Source organism: Lysobacter sp. Soil_N_51 (assembly GCF_057655755.1).
Map to the genome: position 1 here is coordinate 395,090 of NZ_JBDGLR010000008.1, position 20,404 is coordinate 415,493.

A 20,404-nucleotide genomic window follows, 5' to 3' on the forward strand; every position below is an offset into this window, starting at 1 on the left:
CTCGCCGCCCGCGCGTGCGTGCGTGCGTGCGCGTGCGGAGCAGATGCGGGCTGCGTTACCTGGGCCGTCCATGTCCCGAGGGCGCATGGAGTGCGCCTTGCCGTAGGCCGGTGTGCTTTTGCTAGCGCGAGTTAAAAGCGCCGCGGCGCTGGATGAACTGCGCGGCTTCAAGCCCGAGCAAAAGTTGCATCGCCTCCCTGTAGGAGCGGCGGGAGCCGCGACCGCGGGAATGCAACTGCGACGCAGGCATCGTCATTGACGTAATGGCGCGGTCGCGGCTCGCGCCGCTCCTACAGGGGCTGCGGCCGGACCGCGCGCGGTCGCATGATCGGTAGTGAGAATCTATGGGTGCGAGGTAGGGGTGATTTCGTTGGTGCGATGGCCAACCGAGTCCTGTCTTATGGTTTCAGGCGAAATAGCCGGTTGGCGGTTACGGAACCAGAAGCGCCGATCCGCCGCGCTTCGAGAAATTCCACTCCGTGCAAGCCGCCGCAGAAGGCCGATCAGCGAGTAGCGAACCCCTTACTCCGCCGCATGATCCGCTCCCCCAGCAAAGCACCGCCGAATGCCGCCGACAGGCTCAACACGATCGCCAGTGCGTTGTAGCGCAACGCGCCCCCCATCGTGCGCATCGGCACCGGGCTGTCGGGCATCGCCATCGACACGATCGTGAACAGGGTCAGGCTCCACATCGCCACCATCAGCAGCAGCGCGACCCAGCGGAAATGCGCGTGACGCGCGATCGCGCCGCCGATGCCCATCGCGATCAGGGCGGCGAATACGTCGATCAAGGGGATCGCCCCCAGGCCGGTCTGGACCGCCTGGCGCGAATCCAGACCGAGGTATTTGGTGAAGATGCCGAACAGCAACAACATGCCCGCCGCGCTCAGGCAGCCCAGAAGAATGCGCTTGTCCATCCGTTCCCCAACGACTTCATTAGCCGCCGCAGTCTACTTCGCCGCGCGCGCGACGCAGGGTGACCGGCGTCGCGCTGTCGCCGCCGACCCGACCGGAAGGCAGCGCTGAGCCGACGCGCGGTTGCGTTCAATCGGGCGTATGGGTTGCGTTCTGCGCCGCCATCGTGGGTCTCGAATCGCCGGTTTTCGAGAAGGCCCGCTGCTGGGCACGCATGCGGTGGATGAACGCGGGAGCGCGGTATTTATGCGCATGCCGAACGGGCACATTGCCGGACGCTGGCACGGCGAAAAATCGATGGCGATGGCGATGGCGATGGCGATGGCCGCCACCGCCACCGCCACCTGGTCGCGATTGCAAACTTCGCGCGCGGTCGCGCCGGAGACCATCGCGTCGTCGCGATCGCCACCGATCGCCAGGTAACAAAAAGCCGGGCGCGTGGCCCGGTGTTTTGATGACATCCAGACGCCGCGTGGGCGGCTTACTGAACCTTGACGGCCATGCCCGGCAAACCGCTGTCGGCGAGCTTGCGCTTGGCGTCGGCGAGGTCGCCGGCGGTGCCGTATGGCCCCATGCGCACGCGGTACACCGTCTTGCCGCTGATCTGCGCCGATTCGACCCGCGCGCCCAGGCCGAGCATCGCGATCTTGGCCTTCATTTCCTCGGCCTGACCCGAGGCCTGGAACGCGCCGGCCTGAAGCACGTAACTGGTGTTGTCGTTCGCCGCGGCCGCGGCCGGACTCTGGGTCGCGGCCACGGTCGGCGGCTTCGGGGTCACGCTGGGCGGCGGGGTCGCGCTGGCGACCTGGGTCGGCGCCGTGGTCGGTTGCGACGGCGGCGGGGCGATGGTGTCGACCGGCCTGGGCAGGCTGGCGGTGGCCGGCGCGGTGGCCACCGGAGTCGCCGCGGCCGTGTTGGCGGCGGGCGTGGCGGCCACGGCGGCCGGCTGCGGATTCTTGCGTTGCTGCGCGGCGCGGCGCTGTGCCTCGGCGGCCTCGGTGGCGGCGAGTTCGGCGTCGCTCATCTCGACTTCCTTGCCCGGCAGCAGGGTGTAGAAGTCGTAGCCGGGGCCTTCCTTGTCGCCCTTGTCGGGCTTGCCGTTCTTGCCGTCGGTCTTGGCCGCGGGCCTGGCGGCGCTGTTGCCCTCGGGCGCGACCGATTCTTCGTCGGCGGTGACCGCAGCGGGCTGCGCGTCGGGATTGGGTTGCGGACGGAAGAAGCCGTCGCCGCCGTCGGCCTTGAGGAATTTCGGGGCGACCAGGATCACCACCACGCCCAGCAACAGGCCGAGCACGCCCCAGGCCCAACCGGGCAGGCTGTCGTTGTTCTGGTTGTTGCGCTTGGCCTGCGATTTGCCGCGTCGTGCTGCCACTTACATCACCTCCGGGGCGTCGATCCCCAATAGCGCCAGACCGTTCGCGAGCACCTGGCGGGTCGCCATCGCCAGCACCAGGCGCGCGTGGCGCTGGTTGGCGTCGTCGACCAGGAACTGATGATCGTTGTAATACGTCTGGAAGGTCTGCGCCAACTCGAGCAGGAAACCGGCGATCTGGTGCGGTTCCAGGTCACGCCCGGCCACCGCCACCACGTCCGGGTAGCGCAGCAGGGTCACGATCAACTCATGCGCGGCGGCGTCGTTCAGGTCCAGCGGCTGGGCCAGGCCGTGGGCCGGGTCGTAGGACAGGCCGCGCTCGGCCAGCTGGCGCATCAGGCCGCACATGCGCGCATGCGAGACCTGCACGTAGTAGACCGGATTGTCGAGCGACTGCGAACGCGCCAGGTCGATGTCGAAGGTCAGCTGCGAATCGGGCTTGCGCGCGACCAGGAACCAGCGCACCGCGTCGCGGCCGGCTTCGTCGATCAGGTCGCGCAGGGTCAGGTAGCTGCCGGCGCGCTTGGACAGCTTCACTTCCTCGCCGCCGCGCATCACCGTGACCATCTGGTGCAGCACGTACTCGGGCCAGCCTTGCGGGATGCCGACATCGAGCGCCTGCAGGCCGGCGCGCACGCGCGCGAGCGAGCCGTGGTGATCCGAACCCAGCTCGGTGATCGCGCGTTCGTAGCCGCGCTGCCACTTGCTCAGGTGGTAGGCGACGTCGGGCACGAAGTAGGTGTAGGTGCCGTCGGACTTGCGCATCACCCGGTCTTTGTCGTCGCCGAAGTCGGTGCTGCGCAGCCACAGCGCGCCGCCTTCTTCGTAGGTGTGGCCGTGGGCGACCAGCTCGCGCACGGTCTCCTCGACCTTGTCCTGCTCGTACAGCGAGCTTTCCAGGAAGTAGACGTCGAAGCTGACGCCATAGGCCGCCAGGTCGGCGTTCTGTTCGCGGCGCAGGTAGGCCACGGCGAACTGGCGGATCGCGTCGAGGTCGTCGATGTCGCCCTTGCCGGTGACGCGGTGGTTTTCGAATTCGACCGTGGCGCCGTCGAGGTAGGCGCGGGCGACGTCGCCGATGTAGTCGCCGTTGTAGGCGTTGTCCGGCCAGCCCTCGTCGCCCGGCGCGAGGCCGCGCGCGCGCAACTGGGTGGAGATGGCCAGGTTGTTGATCTGCACGCCGGCGTCGTTGTAGTAGAACTCGCGCGTGACGTCCCAGCCGTTGGCGTCGAGCACGCGCGCGATGCAGTCGCCGATCACCGCCGCGCGGCCGTGGCCGACGTGCAGCGGGCCGGTCGGATTGGCCGACACGTACTCGACTCCGGCGCGATGGCCGGCGCCGCCGGTGTTGCGGCCGTAGTTGGCGCCCTGGGCGAACACCTCGCCGATCTGGCGGCGCCAGGCGGCTTCGTCGACGTGGAAGTTGATGAAGCCCGGGCCGGCGATCTCGACCTGGGCGATGTCGGTGTTGGCCGGCAACGCATCCACCAGTTTCTGCGCCATCTCGCGCGGGTTGCTGCGCGCCGGCTTGGCCAGCAGCATCGCGGCGTTGGTCGAGAAATCGCCCTGGGCGCGGCTCTTGGGACGCTCGATCACGAAATCGGGCGTGGACAGGTCGGCCGGCAGGGTGCCGGCGGCGCGCAGGGCGTCGATGGCCTGCGCGACGAGCGCATGGAGAGTGGCTTTCACAGGGGGACTTCGCGATTCGCAGGGTGCTACGGGACCCGGGATTTTAGAGCAGAAGTGAGTGCAGAGGAGTGAGGAGTGAGTAAAAGCCCGGCCCTGGTGCTTTTACTCACTTCTCACTCCTCTGAACTCGTTCCTGGCCCTCACACCCATCCGCGCGCCGCCATCGATACCGGCGGGCCGTCGCCGACCACGAAATGATCCAGCAGGCGGATGTCGATCAGGGCCAGCGCCTGCTTGAGCCGGATCGTCACGTTGCGGTCGTCCTGGCTGGGTTCGGCGTTGCCGCTGGGGTGGTTGTGGCCGACGATCACCGCCGCGGCGTTGCGCTGCAGGGCGCGGCGCGCGACCTCGCGCGGGTGGACTTCGGCGCCGTTGATGGTGCCGTGGAACAGCTCCTCGAAGCCGATCACGTTGTGGCGGCTGTTGAGGTACAGCACCGCGAACACTTCCTGCGGGCGGCCGCGCAGGTGCTGGGCGAAGTAGCGTCCGGCCGAATCGGGGTCGGTCAGCGCGCTGCCGCGCTCCAGGTCGGCGCGCAGGCAGCGCGCGGCCAGTTCCAGCGCCGATTTGAGGGTGCAGGCGCGGGCCGAGCCGATCCCGCGCATGCGCATCAGCTTGGCCGGCGGCTGCTCCAGCAGGTCGCGCAGCGGGCCGTGCTCGCTCAGCAACTGGCGCGCGGTGCCGACCGCGTCGAAGCCGCGCAGGCCCGAGCCGAGGATCAGCGCCAGCAGTTCGGCATCCGACAGCGAGCCGGCGCCGTGGGCGAGGAGTTTTTCGCGCGGCCGTTCCGCGCTGGGCCATTCGTGGATTCTCATGGCCGCATCGTGCAAGCCCGGTCGCGGCGGCCGGCATCGGGGCGGACAGGGCCATCGGGTAAGCTAGAGCCCCGAGCGGGTGTAGGGATTTGCCGGCCGACGTCGCGAGCGCACCACGCGCCGCCTCGGAACGTGCCGACGGAACGCGCAGATCCTGCAACGACCGCGACGAGAAGTACCAGGCACGCACCCGAGCAAGCACCCGAGACGTACCGGCCGACCATGGCGCCCGATCCCATCCCGCACGATCCCAACCCGCCGCTGCGCGACCAGCGCATCCTGCTGTGCGTCTGCGGCGGCATCGCCGCGTACAAGGCCGCCGATCTGGTCCGGCGACTGCAGGACGCCGGCGCGCAGGTGCGCGTGGCGATGACCGAAAACGCGACCCGCTTCGTCGGCACCGCGACCTTCCAGGCCTTGTCCGGCCATCCGGTGCGGACCTCGCTGTGGGACGACGCGGCCGAGCTGGCGATGGGCCATATCGAACTGGCGCGCTGGGCGCAGCGGATCGTGATCGCGCCGGCCACCGCCGACATGATCGCCAAGCTCGCCCACGGCTTCGCCGACGACCTGATCAGCACCCTGTGCCTGGCCTCCGAGGCGCCGGTGACGGTCGCTCCGGCGATGAATCACCGCATGTGGGGTCACCCGGCCACCCAGGCCAATGTCGCCACCCTGCGCAGCCGCGGCGTGCAGTTTCTCGGTCCGGCCGAAGGCCGCATGGCCGAACCCGAATCCGGTCCGGGGCGGCTGCTGGAACCGCACGAGATCGTGACCGCGCTCGCCGGAGCGCCGGCATGAGCGCGGCCAGCCTGTCCGGCCGCCGGATCGTGGTCAGCGCCGGCCCGACCTTCGAAGACATCGACCCGGTGCGTTTCATCGGCAACCGCAGCAGCGGCAAGATGGGCTTCGCGATCGCCGAAGCCGCGGCGCGCCGCGGCGCGCAGGTGGTGCTGGTCGCCGGCCCGGTGTCGCTGCCGACCCCGGCCGGGCTCGAGCGCATCGACGTGCGTTCGGCGCGGCAGATGCGCGAGGCGGTGATCGCCGCGCTGCCGGCCGATGCCTACATCGGCGCGGCCGCGGTCGCCGACTACGCGCCGGCGCAGGTCGCGCCGGGCAAGATCAAGAAGAAGGACGAGCAGCTCACCCTGGAACTGGTGCGCACGCCCGACATCCTGGCCGAAGTCGCCGTGCATGCGCAGCGTCCGACCCTGGTGGTCGGTTTCGCCGCCGAGACCCACGACGTCGAGTTCTACGCGCGCGGCAAACTGGAAAAGAAGCGGGTCGACATGATCGCCGCCAACCGCGTCGGCGTCGCCGGCAGCGGCTTCGAGAGCGACGACAACGCGCTGACCGTGTTCTGGGCCGACGGCGCGCTCGCGCTCGGCCCGGCGCCCAAGACCCAGCTGGCCGATCAACTGCTCGATCTGATCCTCACCCGTTGGCCGGCCTGAGCGACGTGTACTCACCTAAACGCAGGCGGCCATGACGATTTTCAGCACCACCGACAACGTGCTCGACGCGGTCCATGCGGTCCTGCGCGACGGCTACGCCGCGGTGCACGGGCTCAAGGGCCCGGCCAAGACCTATTGCCACCGGCTGGTGCGCGCGCTCGACCGGCACGACCAGGTGCTGCCGGCGATCGGCTTCGAGAGCGTGCCGAACCGCGGCTCGGTCTATCTGGTGTACGACATGAACCGGTTTTCCGCCGGCGAAGCCGAACTCAGGCAATTGGTGGTCGCGCAGGACCTCGCCTCGCCGCGCTGAGTCGGCGCGGCGATTGGCCGATGACGATCGCGCGCGGGACGCTCGCGACCGGCCCGCTTCTCTTTCTTTCGTCCGGACGCTTCGATCTGATGAACCACAGCCTGCAACTCAAACTCCTCGACAGCCGCTACGGCGGCGAATGGCCGCTGCCGGCTTACGCCACCGAAGCCAGCGCCGGGCTGGACCTGCGCGCGGCGCTGGATCAGTCGCTGGCGCTGCACCCGGGCGACGCGGCGCTGGTGCCGTCGGGGCTGGCGATCCATCTCGGCGACCCGACCCTGTGCGCGGTGATCCTGCCGCGCTCGGGCCTGGGCCATAAGCACGGCATCGTGCTCGGCAACGGCACCGGCCTGATCGATGCCGACTACCAGGGGCCGTTGTTGATCAGCCTGTGGAATCGCGGCCGCGAGGCATTCACGATCCAGCCCGGCGACCGCATCGCCCAACTGGTGGTGCTGCCGATCGTGCGCGCGAGCTTGCAGGTGGTCGAGGAATTCGAAGCCAGCCACCGCGGCGACGGTGGTTTCGGACACACCGGTCTGCGTTGAAGGCGGAATCGAGGTGACCCTGGCACGCATCGTGCTAGGTAATCACCGGGAATCGTCGGCGCGAGTCATCAGCGCAATCCACGCGCATGGCCGTGGAGTCGCCACGCACAATCCGCGCGGCGAGGCGCAGTCGGCGAAACCGCGGGCGTCTTACAGTGCAGACTGGGCGCCTCGGATTTCGTCGAACCGGATCGGGTCGGCTTGATGGCAAGCGTCGGCGACGCACGTATCGAATTGGGGAAGGGGCTTTGGCAATGGTGGATATCAAGTTAGAAAAGCCGCAGGTATCGGCGGCGCAACTCAAGCCGGTGCTGTTGCCCCTGGCGGTGCTGTGCGAGCTGCTGGCGCTGTGGCTGGGCTGGGCCGGCGTGCAGCAGCATCTGGATTCCTCGCGCCGCAGCGACCTCAGCCGCGTCCGCGACAACGCCGTCGCCGCCGCGCACGATGCGCTCGGGGTCGAGCACAAGCGCCTGCGCGACCGCCTCGAAGCGGCCGAAACCCAGGCCGCGCTGCAGGCCGGCGACTACCCGGCCGCGGCCGCCGCGCTGACCAAGAACTGGCCCGGCGCCAAGGCCGTGGTGGTGCTGCCGATCGATCTGGCCAGCGATTACGCGCAACTGCCCAAGGGCGGCTACGGCCGGCTCGGGGCGATGGAAGCGGCGATCGTCGCCGACAAGCCGATGGCGGCGATCGTGCGTGACGCCGGCAAGCCGGTGCTGGCGCTGGCCGCGCCGGCGCGCGTGGGCGAGCAACTGGTCGCGGTGGCTTATGTGCAACTGCCGCTGCAGCGCGTCAGCGACGGCATCGAGAAGGCCGACGTCGACGGCAGCAGTTACCTGGCCCTGCGCCAGGGCGGTTTCAGCGTGATCGAGCGCGGCGACACCGCGCTGGGCAACGGCGCCGAAGCGATGGCGGCGAAGATTCCCGGCAGCGACCTGCGCGTGGCCGCGGCGGTGCCGGACATCGCCGGCGGCCCGCTCGGCCTGGGCGCGTTGCCGTGCTTCATCGCCGCGGTGGTGCTGGCCCTGCTCGCGTTCGTGCTGATCCGGGTGCGTCAGCGCCTGGGCCGCGCGGCCGCGCCGGTCGAGGATGAAGGCCCGGTTCAGACGCTGGCTGAAACCATGAGCGCCTCACCGCTGGATCTTTTGGCAGGAAACGTGACTGAAAACTCCACCGCTGCGCCCCGCGCAGTCTCCATCGACGGCGGCATCTTCCGCGCCTACGACATTCGCGGCGTGGTCGGGCAGAGCCTCGACCCGGGCATCGCCGAACTCATCGGCCATTCGATCGGCTCGGTCATGCACGACCAGGGCCTGACCGAGATCGTGGTCGGCCGCGACGGCCGCCTGTCCGGTCCGGCCATGATCGAGGGCCTGATCGCCGGCCTGCGCAAGGCCGGCCGCAACGTGATCGACATCGGCATGGCGCCGACCCCGGTGATCTACTTCGGCGCGTACCACCTGCGCGCGGGTTCGTGCGTGTCGGTCACCGGCAGTCACAACCCGCCGGACTACAACGGCTTCAAGGTCGTGGTCGGCGGCGAGACCCTGTCGGGCGCGGCCATCACCGATCTGTTCCAGCGCATCGTCGGCGGCCGTCTGCACACCGCGGCCGAGCCGGGCACGCTGACCCAGCGCGACATCTCCGAGGACTACGTCCAGCGCATCGCCTCCGACATCCAGATCGACCGCCCGCTCAAGGTGGTGGTCGATGCCGGCAACGGCGTGGCCGGCGACATCGGCCCGCGCGTGCTGGCCGCGATCGGCGCCGAGGTGACTCCGCTGTATTGCGAAATCGACGGCGAGTTCCCCAACCATCACCCCGATCCGAGCGAGCCGCACAACCTGGTCGACCTGATCAAGATGGTCGCGCGCCTGGACGCCGACCTCGGCGTGGCCTTCGACGGCGACGGCGATCGCCTGGGCGTGATCACCCGAGACGGCCAGAACATCTTCCCCGACCGTCTGCTGATGCTGTTCGCCGCCGACGTGCTCGAACGCAATCCGGGCGCGATGATCATCTACGACGTGAAGTGCACCGGCCGCCTGCCGGGGCACATCCTGCGCCACGGCGGCAGCCCGCTGATGTGGAAGACCGGGCATTCGCTGATCAAGGCCAAGATGCGCGAAACCGACGCCGAACTGGCCGGCGAGATGAGCGGCCACTTCTTCTTCAAGGAGCGCTGGTACGGCTTCGACGACGGCATCTACTCGGCCGCGCGTCTGCTCGAGATTCTCGCCGCGCAGCCGCAGACCGCGACCGAAACGCTCAACGCGCTGCCCAACGGCATCTCGACCCCGGAGATCAAGGTCGACGCGCCCGATGGCGACCCGCACAGCTTCGTCGAGCGCTTCCGCAACGAGGCCTCGTTCGAAGGCGCGCGCCTGTCGACCATCGACGGCCTGCGCGTGGATTACCCGGACGGCTGGGGCCTGGTGCGCGCCTCCAACACCACCCCGATCCTGGTCATGCGCTTCGACGCCGACAGCCACGAAGCGATGGCGCGCATCCAGGACGCGTTCCGCACCCAGTTGCATGCGATCAAGCCGGATCTGAAGCTGCCGTTCTGAGTGCGGCCGGATCGTCGTTCGGTCCGGATCGTGCGAAAAACAAAACGCCGCGGCTTCAAGCCGCGGCGTTTTGCGTTGAGGTTGGAAAGCCGTCGATTTGTCGGCGATCGGCCCCTGTTGCGTTTGCTGATGACTTACGCCGTTCTTACGCGAGCGTCGCCAGTGAGTTCCCGACTGTAGGGGCTGCGTTAGCTGCGACCGCGACACCTCGATACCCGCGCCGCTATCGGCAGCTTGCGCAGTCGCGGCTTACGCCGCTCCTACAGGGGCTTGTCCGTGGCATGCGTCGCCCTTGTCCTCGGCGGCTCGCGCCTCGCGAGCGATTGGGCCTCCACTGTGCTGCGCTTGATGGTGGCTACGCCGTTCTTACACGAGCGTCGCCAGTGAGTTCCCGACGGTAGGAACTGCGCAAGCTGCGACCGCGACGCCTCGATACCCGCGCCGCTATCGGCAGTTTGCGCGGTCGCGGCTTACGCCGCTCCTACAGGGGCTTGGCCGAGGCATGCGTCGCCCTTGTCCCCGGCGGCTCGCGCCTCGCGAGCGATTGGGCCTCCATTGCTGCGCTTGATGGTGGCTACGCCGTTCTTGCATAAGCATCGCCAGTTAGTTCCCGACGGTAGGAGCTGCGCAAGCTGCGACCGCGACACCTCGATACCCGCGCCGCTATCGGCAGCTTGCGCGGTCGCGGCTCATGCCGCTCCTACAGGGGCTTGTCCGTGGCATAGGTCGCTGCAGGAGCGGCGTCCCAAGGCCCGCACCTCTCTACGGCACGGCGCGGGAGCACGCTCGGTCCGGAAACAACAACGCCGCGGTAATCCGCGGCGTTGTGCATGCTGCGCCCGCGGTCCAGGCCGGTCGCGGCCTGTCCGGAATCGGCGATCAACCGCCGCCCGGCGCCCGCGATTTCAGCGCGTGATAGCGCTCCAGCGCCGCGGTCAGGTCCTGGTCGGCCAGGCTGCGTTCGAGCACTTGCTGCTTGAGCACTTCCTGCTGGTGCAGCAGCTCGTCGTGCTGGCCGCGGATGTTCTCGGCCAGGGTCTTGCCGACCGGCTTGCCGCTGAGCTCGGCTTCGCCGGCCTTGCGCAGCAGGCTCAGCAGGGCCTGGCGGCGGCCCGCGATGCCGAATTGCGAGGCCTTGACGGTTTCGTCCAGCAACACGATGCGCTCCTGGAACGAATTGCGCAGGTCCTGCTCGGTGGCATAGGACTCGGCCATGGCGCGGTCGCGGCGTTTGCTCGCTTCGACCGCCAGGGCCGCGCTGCGCGCTTCGCGCGCGGCCTGTTCGGCCGCGGCGCGCTCCTCGCCGGTCAGGACCCGGTCGACGCGCGCGGTGGCCATGCCGCTCTTGGCGCTGATCTCGGTACGCGCGCTGTCGACCGCGTGCGCGGGCAGGGCGTCGCCGCAGACCTTGCGGCCGTCTTCGTTCCAGCAGTACAGCTTCTTGGAGGCTTGCGCCTGCGCGTTGGGCTTCTTCGCGTTGGACTGGGCCAGCGCGGCGAACGGCGAGGCCAGCGCGAGCAGCAGCGCGCCGGCGATCAGGGAGTGGGTTGCGTTCATGTCGCGGTTCCGCCTTCGAATGCTGCGATCTGTCGACCAAGCATCAAGCAAGAGTCGGGCCATGATCCGCTTTTCGAACGAGGCCCGCATCACGATTCGTCGCGCCCAACGCGCGTGCCGGCCCGCCGGCCCGGCCTGGGCGGCGATCAGTCGCCGCGACCGTACGCCGCGCGGTAGGCGAGCAGGCGCTCGCGTTGGTCGGAGAACTGCGCGCTGTCGCCGGTGAACCCGAGCAGGTCGTCGAGGCTGGCGATCGCGATCACCGGCAGCGCGTGTTCGATTGCGACAGTTTCTGCCGCCGAGCGTCGGGATTGTGCAGGGTTCACGGCTTCCTGCCGGTCCAGCGCGATGACGATGCCGGCGACCGTGCCGCCAGCCTCGCCGATCAACCCCAGCGCTTCGCGGATCGCGGTGCCGGCGGTGATCACGTCGTCGACGATCAGCACCCGCCGCCCTGCCAGCGGCGCGCCGATCAGCATCCCGCCCTCGCCGTGGCTCTTGGCTTCCTTGCGGTTGAACGCGAGCGGCAGGTCGCGGCCGCGGCGCGCGTACTCGCAGCCCAGCGCGGTCGCCAGCGGAATGCCCTTGTAGGCCGGGCCGAACAGCAGATCGAAGTCGAGGCCATGGGCCTCGATCGCGTCGGCATAGCAGCTGGCCAGGCCGGCCAGCGCGGCGCCCGAATCAAAGCGCCCGGCGTTGAAGAAGTACGGGCTGACCCGCCCGGACTTGAGGGTGAATTCGCCGAAGCGCAGGGCGTCGGCCTGCAGGGCGAGCTGAAGAAAGCGGGTGCGATGGTCGGTCATGGGGTCGGGGCAGTGGGGGAAGAAGGGACGGCGGGCGCCAGCCGCAGCAGCATCAGGTGCTGCGGGCCGGCCGATCCGCCGTGGTACAGCTCGCCGGTGTCGGCGAAACCGGCCTTGAGGTAGACGGCGTAGGCAGCGCGGTTGCGCACGTTCACCGTCAACGCCAGCAGGCGGCGCTCGGGATAGCGGCGGCGCAGATCCTCGGCGCAGGCGCGCATGGCCGCGGTGCCGTAGCCGCGGCCTTGCTCGCGCTGGTCGATGACGTAGGCGCGCAGGCCCACGCTGGGTTCGCCGAGCGGGCGGCCGGCGATCGCGGTGACGCTGAAGTCCAGCCGGTAGAAGCCGACCACGCGCTCGCCGGCCAGCACCGCCATGGCTTCGCTGTGGCGGTCCAGGCGGGTCTGTTCGAGGTTGTAGGCGGTCTGACCGACGTATTGCAGTTGCTCGGGCGCGACCTGCAGCGCGCGCACCGCCGGCGCCAGCATCGGCGAGACCACGCACACGCACACGCGCGCCAGGGCTGGGCTGGAAACGTCGGTCGCCACGGTCATGCCGGGCATGATACCCGCGCCCGGCCGTTGCTATGATCGTGCGCACTTCGTGCCCCGGAGCGCGCATGCGCATCATCAGTTTCAACGCCAACGGCCTGCGTTCCGCAGCGACCAAGGGCTTCTTCGACTGGTTCAAGACCCAGAACGCCGACGTGCTGTGCATCCAGGAGACCAAGGCCCAGGAGCATCAGCTCACCGGCCCGGCGTTCCTGCCCGACGGCTACCGCGCGTACTTCCGCGACGCGATCACCAAGAAGGGCTACAGCGGCGTGGCGATCTACGCCAAGCGCGAGCCCGACGAGGTCCGCACCGCGCTGGGCTGGGCGCCGTTCGACGACGAGGGCCGCTATATCGAGGCGCGTTTCGGCAACCTCAGCGTGGTCTCGTTCTACATCCCGTCCGGGTCCTCGGGCGAGCTGCGCCAGGGCTTCAAGTTCGAGGTCATGGACTGGCTCAAGCCCATCCTCGACCAGTGGCTGGCCAGCGGCCGCGAGTACGTGCTGTGCGGCGACTGGAACATCGTGCGCAGCCGCCTGGACATCAAGAACTGGACCAGCAACCAGAAGAACTCCGGCTGCCTGCCGCCCGAGCGCGACTGGCTCAACGGCATGTGCGCCGAGGACAGCGGCTGGGTCGACACCTACCGCGCGCTGCATCCCGACCGCCAGGACTACACCTGGTGGAGCAACCGCGGCGCCGCGCGCGCCAACGACGTGGGTTGGCGCATCGATTACCAGCTCGCCACCCCGGGTCTGCGCGACAAGCTGCGCGCCTGCTCGATTCTGAAAGACCCACGCTTCTCCGACCACGCCCCGTTCTCCGTCGACTATGACGTCTGAGTCCGGCCGGGCCGGGGTGTCGGCGGATCCGTCGGCGCCTTCGCCGGCACCGGCGCCGCCTCGTTCGGCGGGCTGGCGGCGGGTGTTGAGCAATCTGCGCCAGCCCAAGGTGCTGGTGATGCTGCTGCTCGGCTTCAGCTCGGGCATCCCGATCTACCTGGTCGGCAACACGCTCGGTTACTGGATGCGCGAGAACGGCATCGAGTTGTCGACGATCGGTTTTTTGTCCTGGGTCGGGCTGGCGTACTCGCTGAAATTCCTGTGGGCGCCGCTGATCGACAAGCTCGACGCGCCGGTGCTCGGCCGCTGGCTGGGGCGGCGGCGCGGCTGGATGCTGTTGTCGCAGGCCGTGGCCGCGGCGGCGCTGATCGGCATGGCGCTGATCGAGCCGCGTCAGGGCCAGTTGCTGCTGGGCGGGTTGGTGATCGATCAACTGGTGGTGTTCGGCGCGCTGGCGCTGGTGGTGGCGTTCGCGTCGTCGACCCAGGACATCGTGATCGACGCCTGGCGCATCGAGAGCGCGGACAGTCCCGAGCAGCAGGGGCTGCTGACCTCGACCGCGACCCTGGGCTATCGCGGCGCGCTGTTGGTCACCGATTCGCTGATCCTGATCCTCGCCGCGCATGCCGGCTGGGCGCTGTCGTACGACGTGATGGCCGCGCTGATGGGCGTGGGCGTGCTGGCGACCCTGATAGCGCGCGAACCGGCCGCCAGCGTGCTCGCCGCGGCCACCCCGCACCCGGCGCTGTTCACTCCGCGCGGCCTGTTCGATGCGCTGGTCGGCCCGTTCCTGGCGTTCTTCCGCGAGCACGGCCGCTGGGCCTTGCTGATGCTGCTGACCATCAGCCTGTACCGGCTGCCGGATTTCCTGATGGGGCCGATGGCCAACCCGTTCTACGCCGATCTGGCCATGGACAAGGAATTGGTCGGCCAGGTGCGCGGCTCGTTCGGCCTGATCGCCACCATCGCCGGCGTCGCCGCGGCCGGCCTGAGCGCGGTCCGGTTCGGTTTCATCCCGACGTTGATCGCCGGCGCGGTGCTCGGCCCGGGTTCCAACCTCGCCTTCGCTTACCTCGCTCTGCACGGCAACGACACCGGCGTGTTCACCGCGGCGATGGTGATCGACAACTTCTGCAACGGCTACACCGGCGTGGCCCTGGTCGGCTACATGTCCAGCCTCACCAACATCGGCTACACCGCCACCCAGTACGCGCTGCTCAGCTCGTTCTACGCCTTGCTGGGCAAGGTGCTCAAAGGCCTGTCGGGCGTGGCGGTCGAGCACCTCGCGATCGACCGCAGCTTGCTTGAGGCGTATTCGTTGTTCTTCGTTGGCACCGCCGTGCTCGGTATTCCTGCGCTTTTGTTGTGCATCGTGCTGGCGATACGGCGCCCGCCGGCGATCGCGTCGGCGACGTGAGCCGCGCACGGGCACCCCGTCGGTGCCCGTGCGTTTAAGCAAAGTCGTGTTCCTGAACGCGATTCGGCCAACTTCGTGTTGCTAACAACACGCGAACGGTGGCAACTTGCCCGACAGTGACCGATATCATCCTGCACAACCTCGATGCCATCCTGGCCGACCGCCTGCGCCGGGTCGCGGAGGCGCGCGGCTGGAGTCTGCAACGCACCGCCCTGCATCTGATCGAAAGCGGGCTGTTCGTGGTCGAGGCCGAAATGGTCGGGCGCTTCAACGACCACGACGCCGACGCGCTGCAGGAAGCGATCGCGGCGCTGCAGGAAATCCCCAGCGATCCGGGCTTCTCGCTGATCGGCCGCGCCGAACCGCAGGAGGCGCCGAAACCGCGCAGCGCCGGCCCGGATCTGAGCAGCCTGGAGTTGCTGGAAGAATTCCGCCCGCGCACCCCCGACTCGGCCTGATCCGCCCCCCTGTAGGAGCGGCGCGAGCCGCGACCGCGCAACCGCGCATACGTCGAAATGCGGTCGCCGGCATCGACACAAACACCGCGGCCTTCCGCCGATTGCTGGCGCGCAGCCTCAACCCGCCGGATGCACCGTCCCCAACGCCCGCAACCCCCGCGCCCCGGTCACGCTGGGCAGATTCCCCGGCAACCCCGCCACGGTCTGCCGCGCCAGCCAGGCGAAGCCCATGGCCTCGACGAAATCCGGATCCAGCCCATACGCCTCGGTCGACTCCACCGTCGCCCCCGGCAGATGCGCCGACAGCCGCCGCAGCAGCGCGGTGTTGCGCACCCCGCCGCCGCAGGCCAGCACTCGCGTGGTCGCCGGCTGATGCGCGCGCAGCGCGTCGGCGATGCTGATCGCGCTGAGTTCGAGCAACGTCGCCTGCACGTCCTGCGGCCGCTCGCCGCCGCTCAGGCGGGCGTCGACCCAGTCCAGATGGAACTGCTCGCGGCCGGTGCTCTTGGGCGGCGGCAGGGCGAACCAGGGCTCGTCGAGCAACCGCGCCAGCAAGGCCGGATCGACCTCGCCCTGGGCCGCGAACGCGCCGTCGGCGTCGTAGGCCTGGCCCAGATGACGCAGCGCCCAGGCGTCCATCAGGCAGTTGGCCGGTCCGGTATCGAACCCGCGCACTTCGCCGCGCGCAGGCAACAGGGTGAAATTGGCGATGCCGCCGAGGTTCAGCGCGGCGCGATCCTCGTCCGGCGAATGCAGCAGCGCGGCATGGAAGGCCGGCATCAGCGGCGCGCCGTGGCCGCCGGCGGCGACATCGCGGCGGCGGAAATCGGCGGCCGTGGCGATGCCGGTGCGTTCGGCGATCACCGCGCCGTCGCCGATCTGCCAGGTAAACGGATGCTCGCCGTCGAACCGCGCCCCCGCCGGGCGATGGCGCACGGTTTGCCCGTGCGAACCGATCGCCGCGACCGCGCGCGGGTCGACCCCGGCCTCGTCGAGCAGCGCCAGCGCGGCCTGCGCGAACGCCTGCGCGACCTGGATATCGAGCGTGCCCAGTTCCTCCAGCGAGCGCGCATCGCCGCCCTGGCCGAGCGCGACCAGGCGTTCGCGCAGATCGTCCCGCCACGGATAGGTGCGGCCGAGCACCAGCGCGCAGCGCGTCGGTGCCGCGCCGTGTTCGAACCGCACGAGCGCGGCATCGATGCCGTCGGCGCTGGTGCCGGAGATCAGGCCAAGATAAAGGCCTGAAGCAGGTTCCCCCACGCCAGTGCCCGCCGGGATCGAAGAGTTATCAGCCACGACGCAGTGTCCTAAGGCATGCCACGAATCGCTGGATACTAACTGTAGCAGCGGCGTAAGCCGCGACCGCGACACCCTGCATTCGACGCAAGCGCGATGTCGCGGTCGCGGCTCACGCCGCTCCTACAGAGGACAACCCACTCAATCGCAATCCCGAAAAAGCAAAAAGGCCTCCGAAGAGGCCTTTCGCAGTCGACAGCCAACGCGCCCGGACTTACGCCCTGCGCGACTTGGCCACCTTCTTCGCCACCTGCTTGATCGACGGCGTCGCCTGCTGCGCCGGCGCGGGCGCCGGGCCAGCATCGGCGTAGATCACGTTCTCGACCTGGCGGATGCGCGCCAGCGCCACGCTGGTCTGGCTGCGGAACTGCGCCAGCGCCACGCCGCTGAGCGGCTCCGGCGGCGGCATGGTCACCGACAGCGGATTGCGATGCACGCCGTTGACGCGGAATTCGTAATGCAGGTGCGGCCCGGTCGCCAAGCCCGAGCTGCCGACGTAGCCGATCACCGTGCCCTGGGCGATGCGCTGCCCCGGCTTGACCTTGCTGAAATTCGACATGTGGCCGTACAGCGTGGTGTAGCCGCGGCCGTGATCGAGGATCACCGCGCGGCCGTAGCCGCCCTTCCAGCCGATGAACTGCACGCGCGCGTCGCCCGCGGCCATGATCGGCGTGCCGGTGCCGGCGGCGTAGTCCACGCCCTTGTGCATGCGGATGTTGCCGAGCACCGGATGCCGGCGCGAGCCGAAGCCCGAGGTCAGCCGCGCGTACGCGATCGGCATGCGGATGAAGCTCTTCTTCAGCGGCCGGCCGTCGCCAGTGAAGTACTCGGGCTTGCCGCCGCGATCGAAACGGAAACCGGTGTGCAGCTTGCCTTCGCTGGTGAAGGTCGCGGCCAGGATCGGACCGGTGCTGAGCAGTTCGCCCTCGCGCCAGGTCTGCTCGACCACGACGCTGAAACGATCGTCGGCGCCGACGTCCTCGTTGAAGTCGATGTCGTACTTGAAGATGTCGTCGGTCAGGGTGTTGATGTTGGCCGCGGTCAGGCCGACCTTGCGCGCCGAACGGAACAAGGACTTGCCGACCTTGCCGCTGAGCACCACGGTGCGGGTCTCGGTCGGACGCGCGATCACCTTCTGGATGATCTTGTCGCCGGTGAGGCTCAGCTCGATCCGGTGGCTGTCGTCCTTGTCGTAACGGAAGGTGCGCAGCGCGCCGTTGACCGGTATGTCGAAACCCAGCTCGGTGCCGGGCTTCATCCGTATCAGCGCTTCTTTCGCGCCGGGCTGCTCGAGAATCTGGCGCATGGTCGAGGACGGAATGTCCATGTCCTTGAACACCGACCCCAGGGTCTGGCCGCGGTTGACCCGGACCAGCTGCCAGCTGTCGCCGGTTTCGCCCTTCAGACGCGCCAGGGTCAGCGGCGGCAGCGCCAGCGCCAGCGACTGGCGCGGCTCGTGCGCGCGCACCGACGCGGTGGACTGGCTGAAACCGGGAACGATCGCGGCGACCATCATGCCGAGGGTGGCGAACAGGCCGGCCTGCACCCACTGCCGGCCCGACCAGCGGCCGTTGAATCCATCGGAGATGTGCCGCGCCAACACCGGGCGTTTCAACGCGGCTTCACGCAAGGCTTTCAGTCGTTCGCGTCGTTCGGCGACCACACTGGAAGCCTGCTCGGGTACTGTCATGGATGGATCCCTCGTGTCGAGGTGTGAAGGCCGCGTAGCGGCGTTACCATAGACACGCGAGCAGTACGCGTCAAACCCTTGAGCTGAATAGGGTTTTTCACTACCGCCGGGTACCAAATCGTTTAACCCCCACTTAACCTGAATTCGTGACGGCGTTAACAAAAAGTCGCTCGCGGACCGTCCTTGAGTCCAGCCTTTGAACAGCGTGCCTCCCACCACCCAAGAAGCCCTCGACCTGATCGCCCGCGGCGCCGACGAAATCCTCAAGCGCGAGGAGCTCGAAGCCCGGCTCAAGCTCGGCCGCCCGCTGCGGATCAAGGCCGGGTTCGACCCGACCGCGCCGGACCTGCACATCGGCCATACCGTCTTGTTGAACAAGATGCGGCAGTTCCAGGACCTGGGCCATCAGGTGATCTTCCTGATCGGCGACTTCACCGGAATGATCGGCGACCCCAGCGGCAAGAACGTCACCCGCAAGCCGCTGACCCGCGAGGACGTGCTCGCCAACGCCGAGACCTACGCCGAGCAGGTGTTCAAGGTGCTGGACAAGGAGCGCACCGAGGTCCGCTTCAATTCCGAGTGGTTCGGCAAGATGTCGGCCGCCGACATGATCCGCCTGGCCGGCCAGCACACGGTGGCGCGCATGCTCGAACGCGACGATTTCGCCAAGCGCTACGCCGCCCAGCAGTCGATCGCGATCCACGAATTCCTGTATCCGCTGGTGCAGGGCTACGACTCGGTGGCGCTCAAGTGCGACGTCGAACTCGGCGGCACCGACCAGAAGTTCAACCTGCTGATGGGCCGCGGGCTGCAGGAACACCACGGCCAGCCGCCGCAGATCGTGCTGACCATGCCGCTGCTGGAAGGCCTGGACGGCGTCAACAAGATGTCCAAGTCGCTGGGCAACTACATCGGCATCAACGAGCCGCCGATCGACATCGTCACCAAGACCATGAAGATCGACGACGTCTTGATGTGGCGCTGGATCGATCTGCTGAGCTTCGAGATCGGCATCGCCGAGGCGGCGAGCCTCAAGGCCCGGATCGAGGCCGGCCAGCTCAACCCGCGCGACCTCAAGCTGCGCCTTGCGCGCGAACTGGCCGCGCGCTTCCACGGCGAGCAGGCGGCCGAAACCGCGGTCGCCGGCTGGAATGCGGCGGTGCGCGGGGAGGGCGATATCTCTTCATTGCCGCTGACCGACGTGACCGTGCCGGCCGAGGGGCTGCGGATCGCCGCCTTGTTGGTGGCCGCGGGCCTGACCCCCAGCAACGCCGAAGGCAACCGCAAGCTCAAGGAGCGAGCGGTCAAGGTCGACGGCAACGTCGTGGAAGACCCGCAGCAGGTGTTCGGCCCCGGTTTCGAGGGCGTGCTGGCGGTGGGCAAGCGCAATTTCGCCCGGGTGCGGCTGATCGCCACCTGAGTCCTGGCCTCATTCGTGGGAAGCTGGGTGCGCCTGCGCAGGCGCACCTGAAAACCGCCTAGGCACTTATCAAAGAGACGTGTCTGTCTCCCTCTCCCGCCCGCGGGAGAGGGCCGGGGTGAGGGCCGCCACGTCGCGATCCCGCCATGAGCCCGTCCCGCAGAGGTTCTGATGCGGCGCAAAAACTCTCATCGGCACTTATAGAGAGAGCCGTCTCTGTCTCCCTTTCCCGCCTGCGGGAGAGGGCCGGGGTGAGGACCCTCCAAGTCGCGAACCTGCCACGAACCTAGCCCCGCACAGGTTCCGATACAGCGCAAAAACTCCCCGACAGCACTTAAGAGACAGCCGTGCCTGTCTCCCTCTCCCGCCTGCGGGAGAGGGACGGGGTGAGGGCCAACCAGGTCTCGAGCCTCCCATGACCCCCGTCCCGCATAGGTTTTGATGCGGTGCAAAAAATTCCCTGTTCATTTTTTGCGAAACCCCTTCCCAAGCCCTATTCAGATCTGCATAATGCGCGGCCCCGCTGACCGGTTGATTGGTTGACGGGGACGCGCAAAAGCAGCGGTTTCGGCAGGTGTTGACGGCCTGAAACATTGCTGTAAGATGCGCGGCCCGCTGATCGGTTTGTAGGTTGGCGGGACGCGCGGAAAGCGGCGGTTTCGACAAGTGTTGACGAGTCGAAAACATGCTGTAAGAT

At 68.5% G+C, this 20,404-nt stretch carries 17 protein-coding genes and 1 pseudogene; 9 read left to right on the top strand and 9 right to left on the bottom strand.

Translation table 11 applies throughout. The annotated features are described in order from the left end of the window. Positions 1-503 precede the first annotated feature (503 nt). Entirely contained in the window at positions 504-917 is a 414-nt protein-coding gene (locus AC3A4T_RS17665) for a hypothetical protein (RefSeq protein ID WP_487676552.1), read from the bottom strand. A gap of 121 nt (positions 918-1,038) precedes the next feature. On the opposite strand from AC3A4T_RS17665, the gene AC3A4T_RS17670 reads away from it, so the two are divergent. Further along, positions 1,039-1,338, top strand: a complete 300-nt coding sequence (locus AC3A4T_RS17670) for a hypothetical protein (RefSeq protein WP_487676553.1) — start codon at positions 1,039-1,041, stop codon at positions 1,336-1,338. 58 nt (positions 1,339-1,396) lie between these two features. On the opposite strand, the gene AC3A4T_RS17675 is transcribed toward AC3A4T_RS17670, so the two are convergent. From AC3A4T_RS17675 to radC, 3 genes are all read right to left on the bottom strand, one after another. After that, complete coding sequence (locus AC3A4T_RS17675; RefSeq protein WP_487676554.1) at positions 1,397-2,287, bottom strand: SPOR domain-containing protein; 891 nt, start codon at positions 2,285-2,287, stop codon at positions 1,397-1,399. Continuing rightward, positions 2,288-3,976 carry an arginine--tRNA ligase gene (gene argS, locus AC3A4T_RS17680; RefSeq protein WP_487676555.1) on the bottom strand — a complete coding sequence of 563 codons (1,689 nt, stop codon included), beginning with the start codon at positions 3,974-3,976 and terminating at the stop codon, positions 2,288-2,290. A 140-nt stretch (positions 3,977-4,116) separates the two neighbouring features. Next, positions 4,117-4,791, bottom strand: coding sequence for a RadC family protein (gene radC, locus AC3A4T_RS17685; protein ID WP_487676556.1), 675 nt, complete (start codon positions 4,789-4,791; stop codon positions 4,117-4,119). 222 nt (positions 4,792-5,013) lie between these two features. Here radC and coaBC point away from each other — a divergent pair. The 4 genes and pseudogenes from coaBC (at position 5,014) to AC3A4T_RS17705 (ending at position 9,676) form a co-directional block, all read left to right on the top strand. Then, positions 5,014-6,245 (top strand): annotated as a pseudogene (gene coaBC / locus AC3A4T_RS17690) (bifunctional phosphopantothenoylcysteine decarboxylase/phosphopantothenate--cysteine ligase CoaBC). Between the two features lie 31 nt (positions 6,246-6,276). Then, positions 6,277-6,558: a hypothetical protein gene (locus AC3A4T_RS17695; protein ID WP_036115307.1), complete on the top strand. Its 282-nt coding sequence runs from the start codon at positions 6,277-6,279 to the stop codon at positions 6,556-6,558. 89 nt (positions 6,559-6,647) lie between these two features. Beyond that, positions 6,648-7,106 carry a dUTP diphosphatase gene (gene dut, locus AC3A4T_RS17700; RefSeq protein ID WP_487676557.1) on the top strand — a complete coding sequence of 153 codons (459 nt, stop codon included), beginning with the start codon at positions 6,648-6,650 and terminating at the stop codon, positions 7,104-7,106. 254 nt (positions 7,107-7,360) lie between these two features. Beyond that, on the top strand, positions 7,361-9,676 hold the full coding sequence (locus tag AC3A4T_RS17705; protein ID WP_487676558.1) for a phosphomannomutase/phosphoglucomutase: 2,316 nt from the start codon (positions 7,361-7,363) through the stop codon (positions 9,674-9,676). 879 nt (positions 9,677-10,555) lie between these two features. On the opposite strand, the gene AC3A4T_RS17710 is transcribed toward AC3A4T_RS17705, so the two are convergent. The 3 genes from AC3A4T_RS17710 to AC3A4T_RS17720 form a co-directional block, all read right to left on the bottom strand. Further along, complete coding sequence (locus tag AC3A4T_RS17710; protein WP_487676559.1) at positions 10,556-11,233, bottom strand: hypothetical protein; 678 nt, start codon at positions 11,231-11,233, stop codon at positions 10,556-10,558. Positions 11,234-11,379: 146 nt separating this feature from the next. Beyond that, positions 11,380-12,036 (bottom strand): orotate phosphoribosyltransferase, encoded by a 657-nt coding sequence (gene pyrE, locus AC3A4T_RS17715; protein ID WP_487676560.1) that lies wholly within the window; start codon positions 12,034-12,036, stop codon positions 11,380-11,382. Next, a complete protein-coding gene (locus AC3A4T_RS17720; RefSeq protein ID WP_487676561.1) occupies positions 12,033-12,596 on the bottom strand; it encodes a GNAT family N-acetyltransferase in 564 nt (187 codons plus the stop codon). The genes pyrE and AC3A4T_RS17720 overlap by 4 nt, the downstream gene beginning before the upstream one ends. A gap of 56 nt (positions 12,597-12,652) precedes the next feature. Here AC3A4T_RS17720 and AC3A4T_RS17725 point away from each other — a divergent pair, with 56 nt between their 5' ends. The 3 genes from AC3A4T_RS17725 to AC3A4T_RS17735 all read left to right on the top strand — a co-directional run bounded on the left by AC3A4T_RS17725 (position 12,653) and on the right by AC3A4T_RS17735 (position 15,301). Continuing rightward, a complete protein-coding gene (locus tag AC3A4T_RS17725) occupies positions 12,653-13,426 on the top strand; it encodes an exodeoxyribonuclease III (protein WP_487676562.1) in 774 nt (257 codons plus the stop codon). Between the two features lie 82 nt (positions 13,427-13,508). Further along, complete coding sequence (locus AC3A4T_RS17730; protein WP_487676563.1) at positions 13,509-14,843, top strand: AmpG family muropeptide MFS transporter; 1,335 nt, start codon at positions 13,509-13,511, stop codon at positions 14,841-14,843. Positions 14,844-14,959: 116 nt separating this feature from the next. Continuing rightward, positions 14,960-15,301: a hypothetical protein gene (locus tag AC3A4T_RS17735; RefSeq protein ID WP_235567800.1), complete on the top strand. Its 342-nt coding sequence runs from the start codon at positions 14,960-14,962 to the stop codon at positions 15,299-15,301. 117 nt (positions 15,302-15,418) lie between these two features. Here the strand turns inward: AC3A4T_RS17735 and AC3A4T_RS17740 are convergent, their stop codons facing one another. After that, a complete protein-coding gene (locus AC3A4T_RS17740; RefSeq protein WP_487676564.1) occupies positions 15,419-16,597 on the bottom strand; it encodes an anhydro-N-acetylmuramic acid kinase in 1,179 nt (392 codons plus the stop codon). A 214-nt stretch (positions 16,598-16,811) separates the two neighbouring features. Then, a complete protein-coding gene (locus AC3A4T_RS17745) occupies positions 16,812-18,287 on the bottom strand; it encodes a peptidoglycan DD-metalloendopeptidase family protein (RefSeq protein ID WP_487676565.1) in 1,476 nt (491 codons plus the stop codon). A gap of 205 nt (positions 18,288-18,492) precedes the next feature. Here AC3A4T_RS17745 and tyrS point away from each other — a divergent pair, with 205 nt between their 5' ends. Next, positions 18,493-19,707 (top strand): tyrosine--tRNA ligase, encoded by a 1,215-nt coding sequence (tyrS, locus tag AC3A4T_RS17750; RefSeq protein ID WP_487676566.1) that lies wholly within the window; start codon positions 18,493-18,495, stop codon positions 19,705-19,707. The last annotated feature ends 697 nt before the right edge of the window (positions 19,708-20,404 follow it).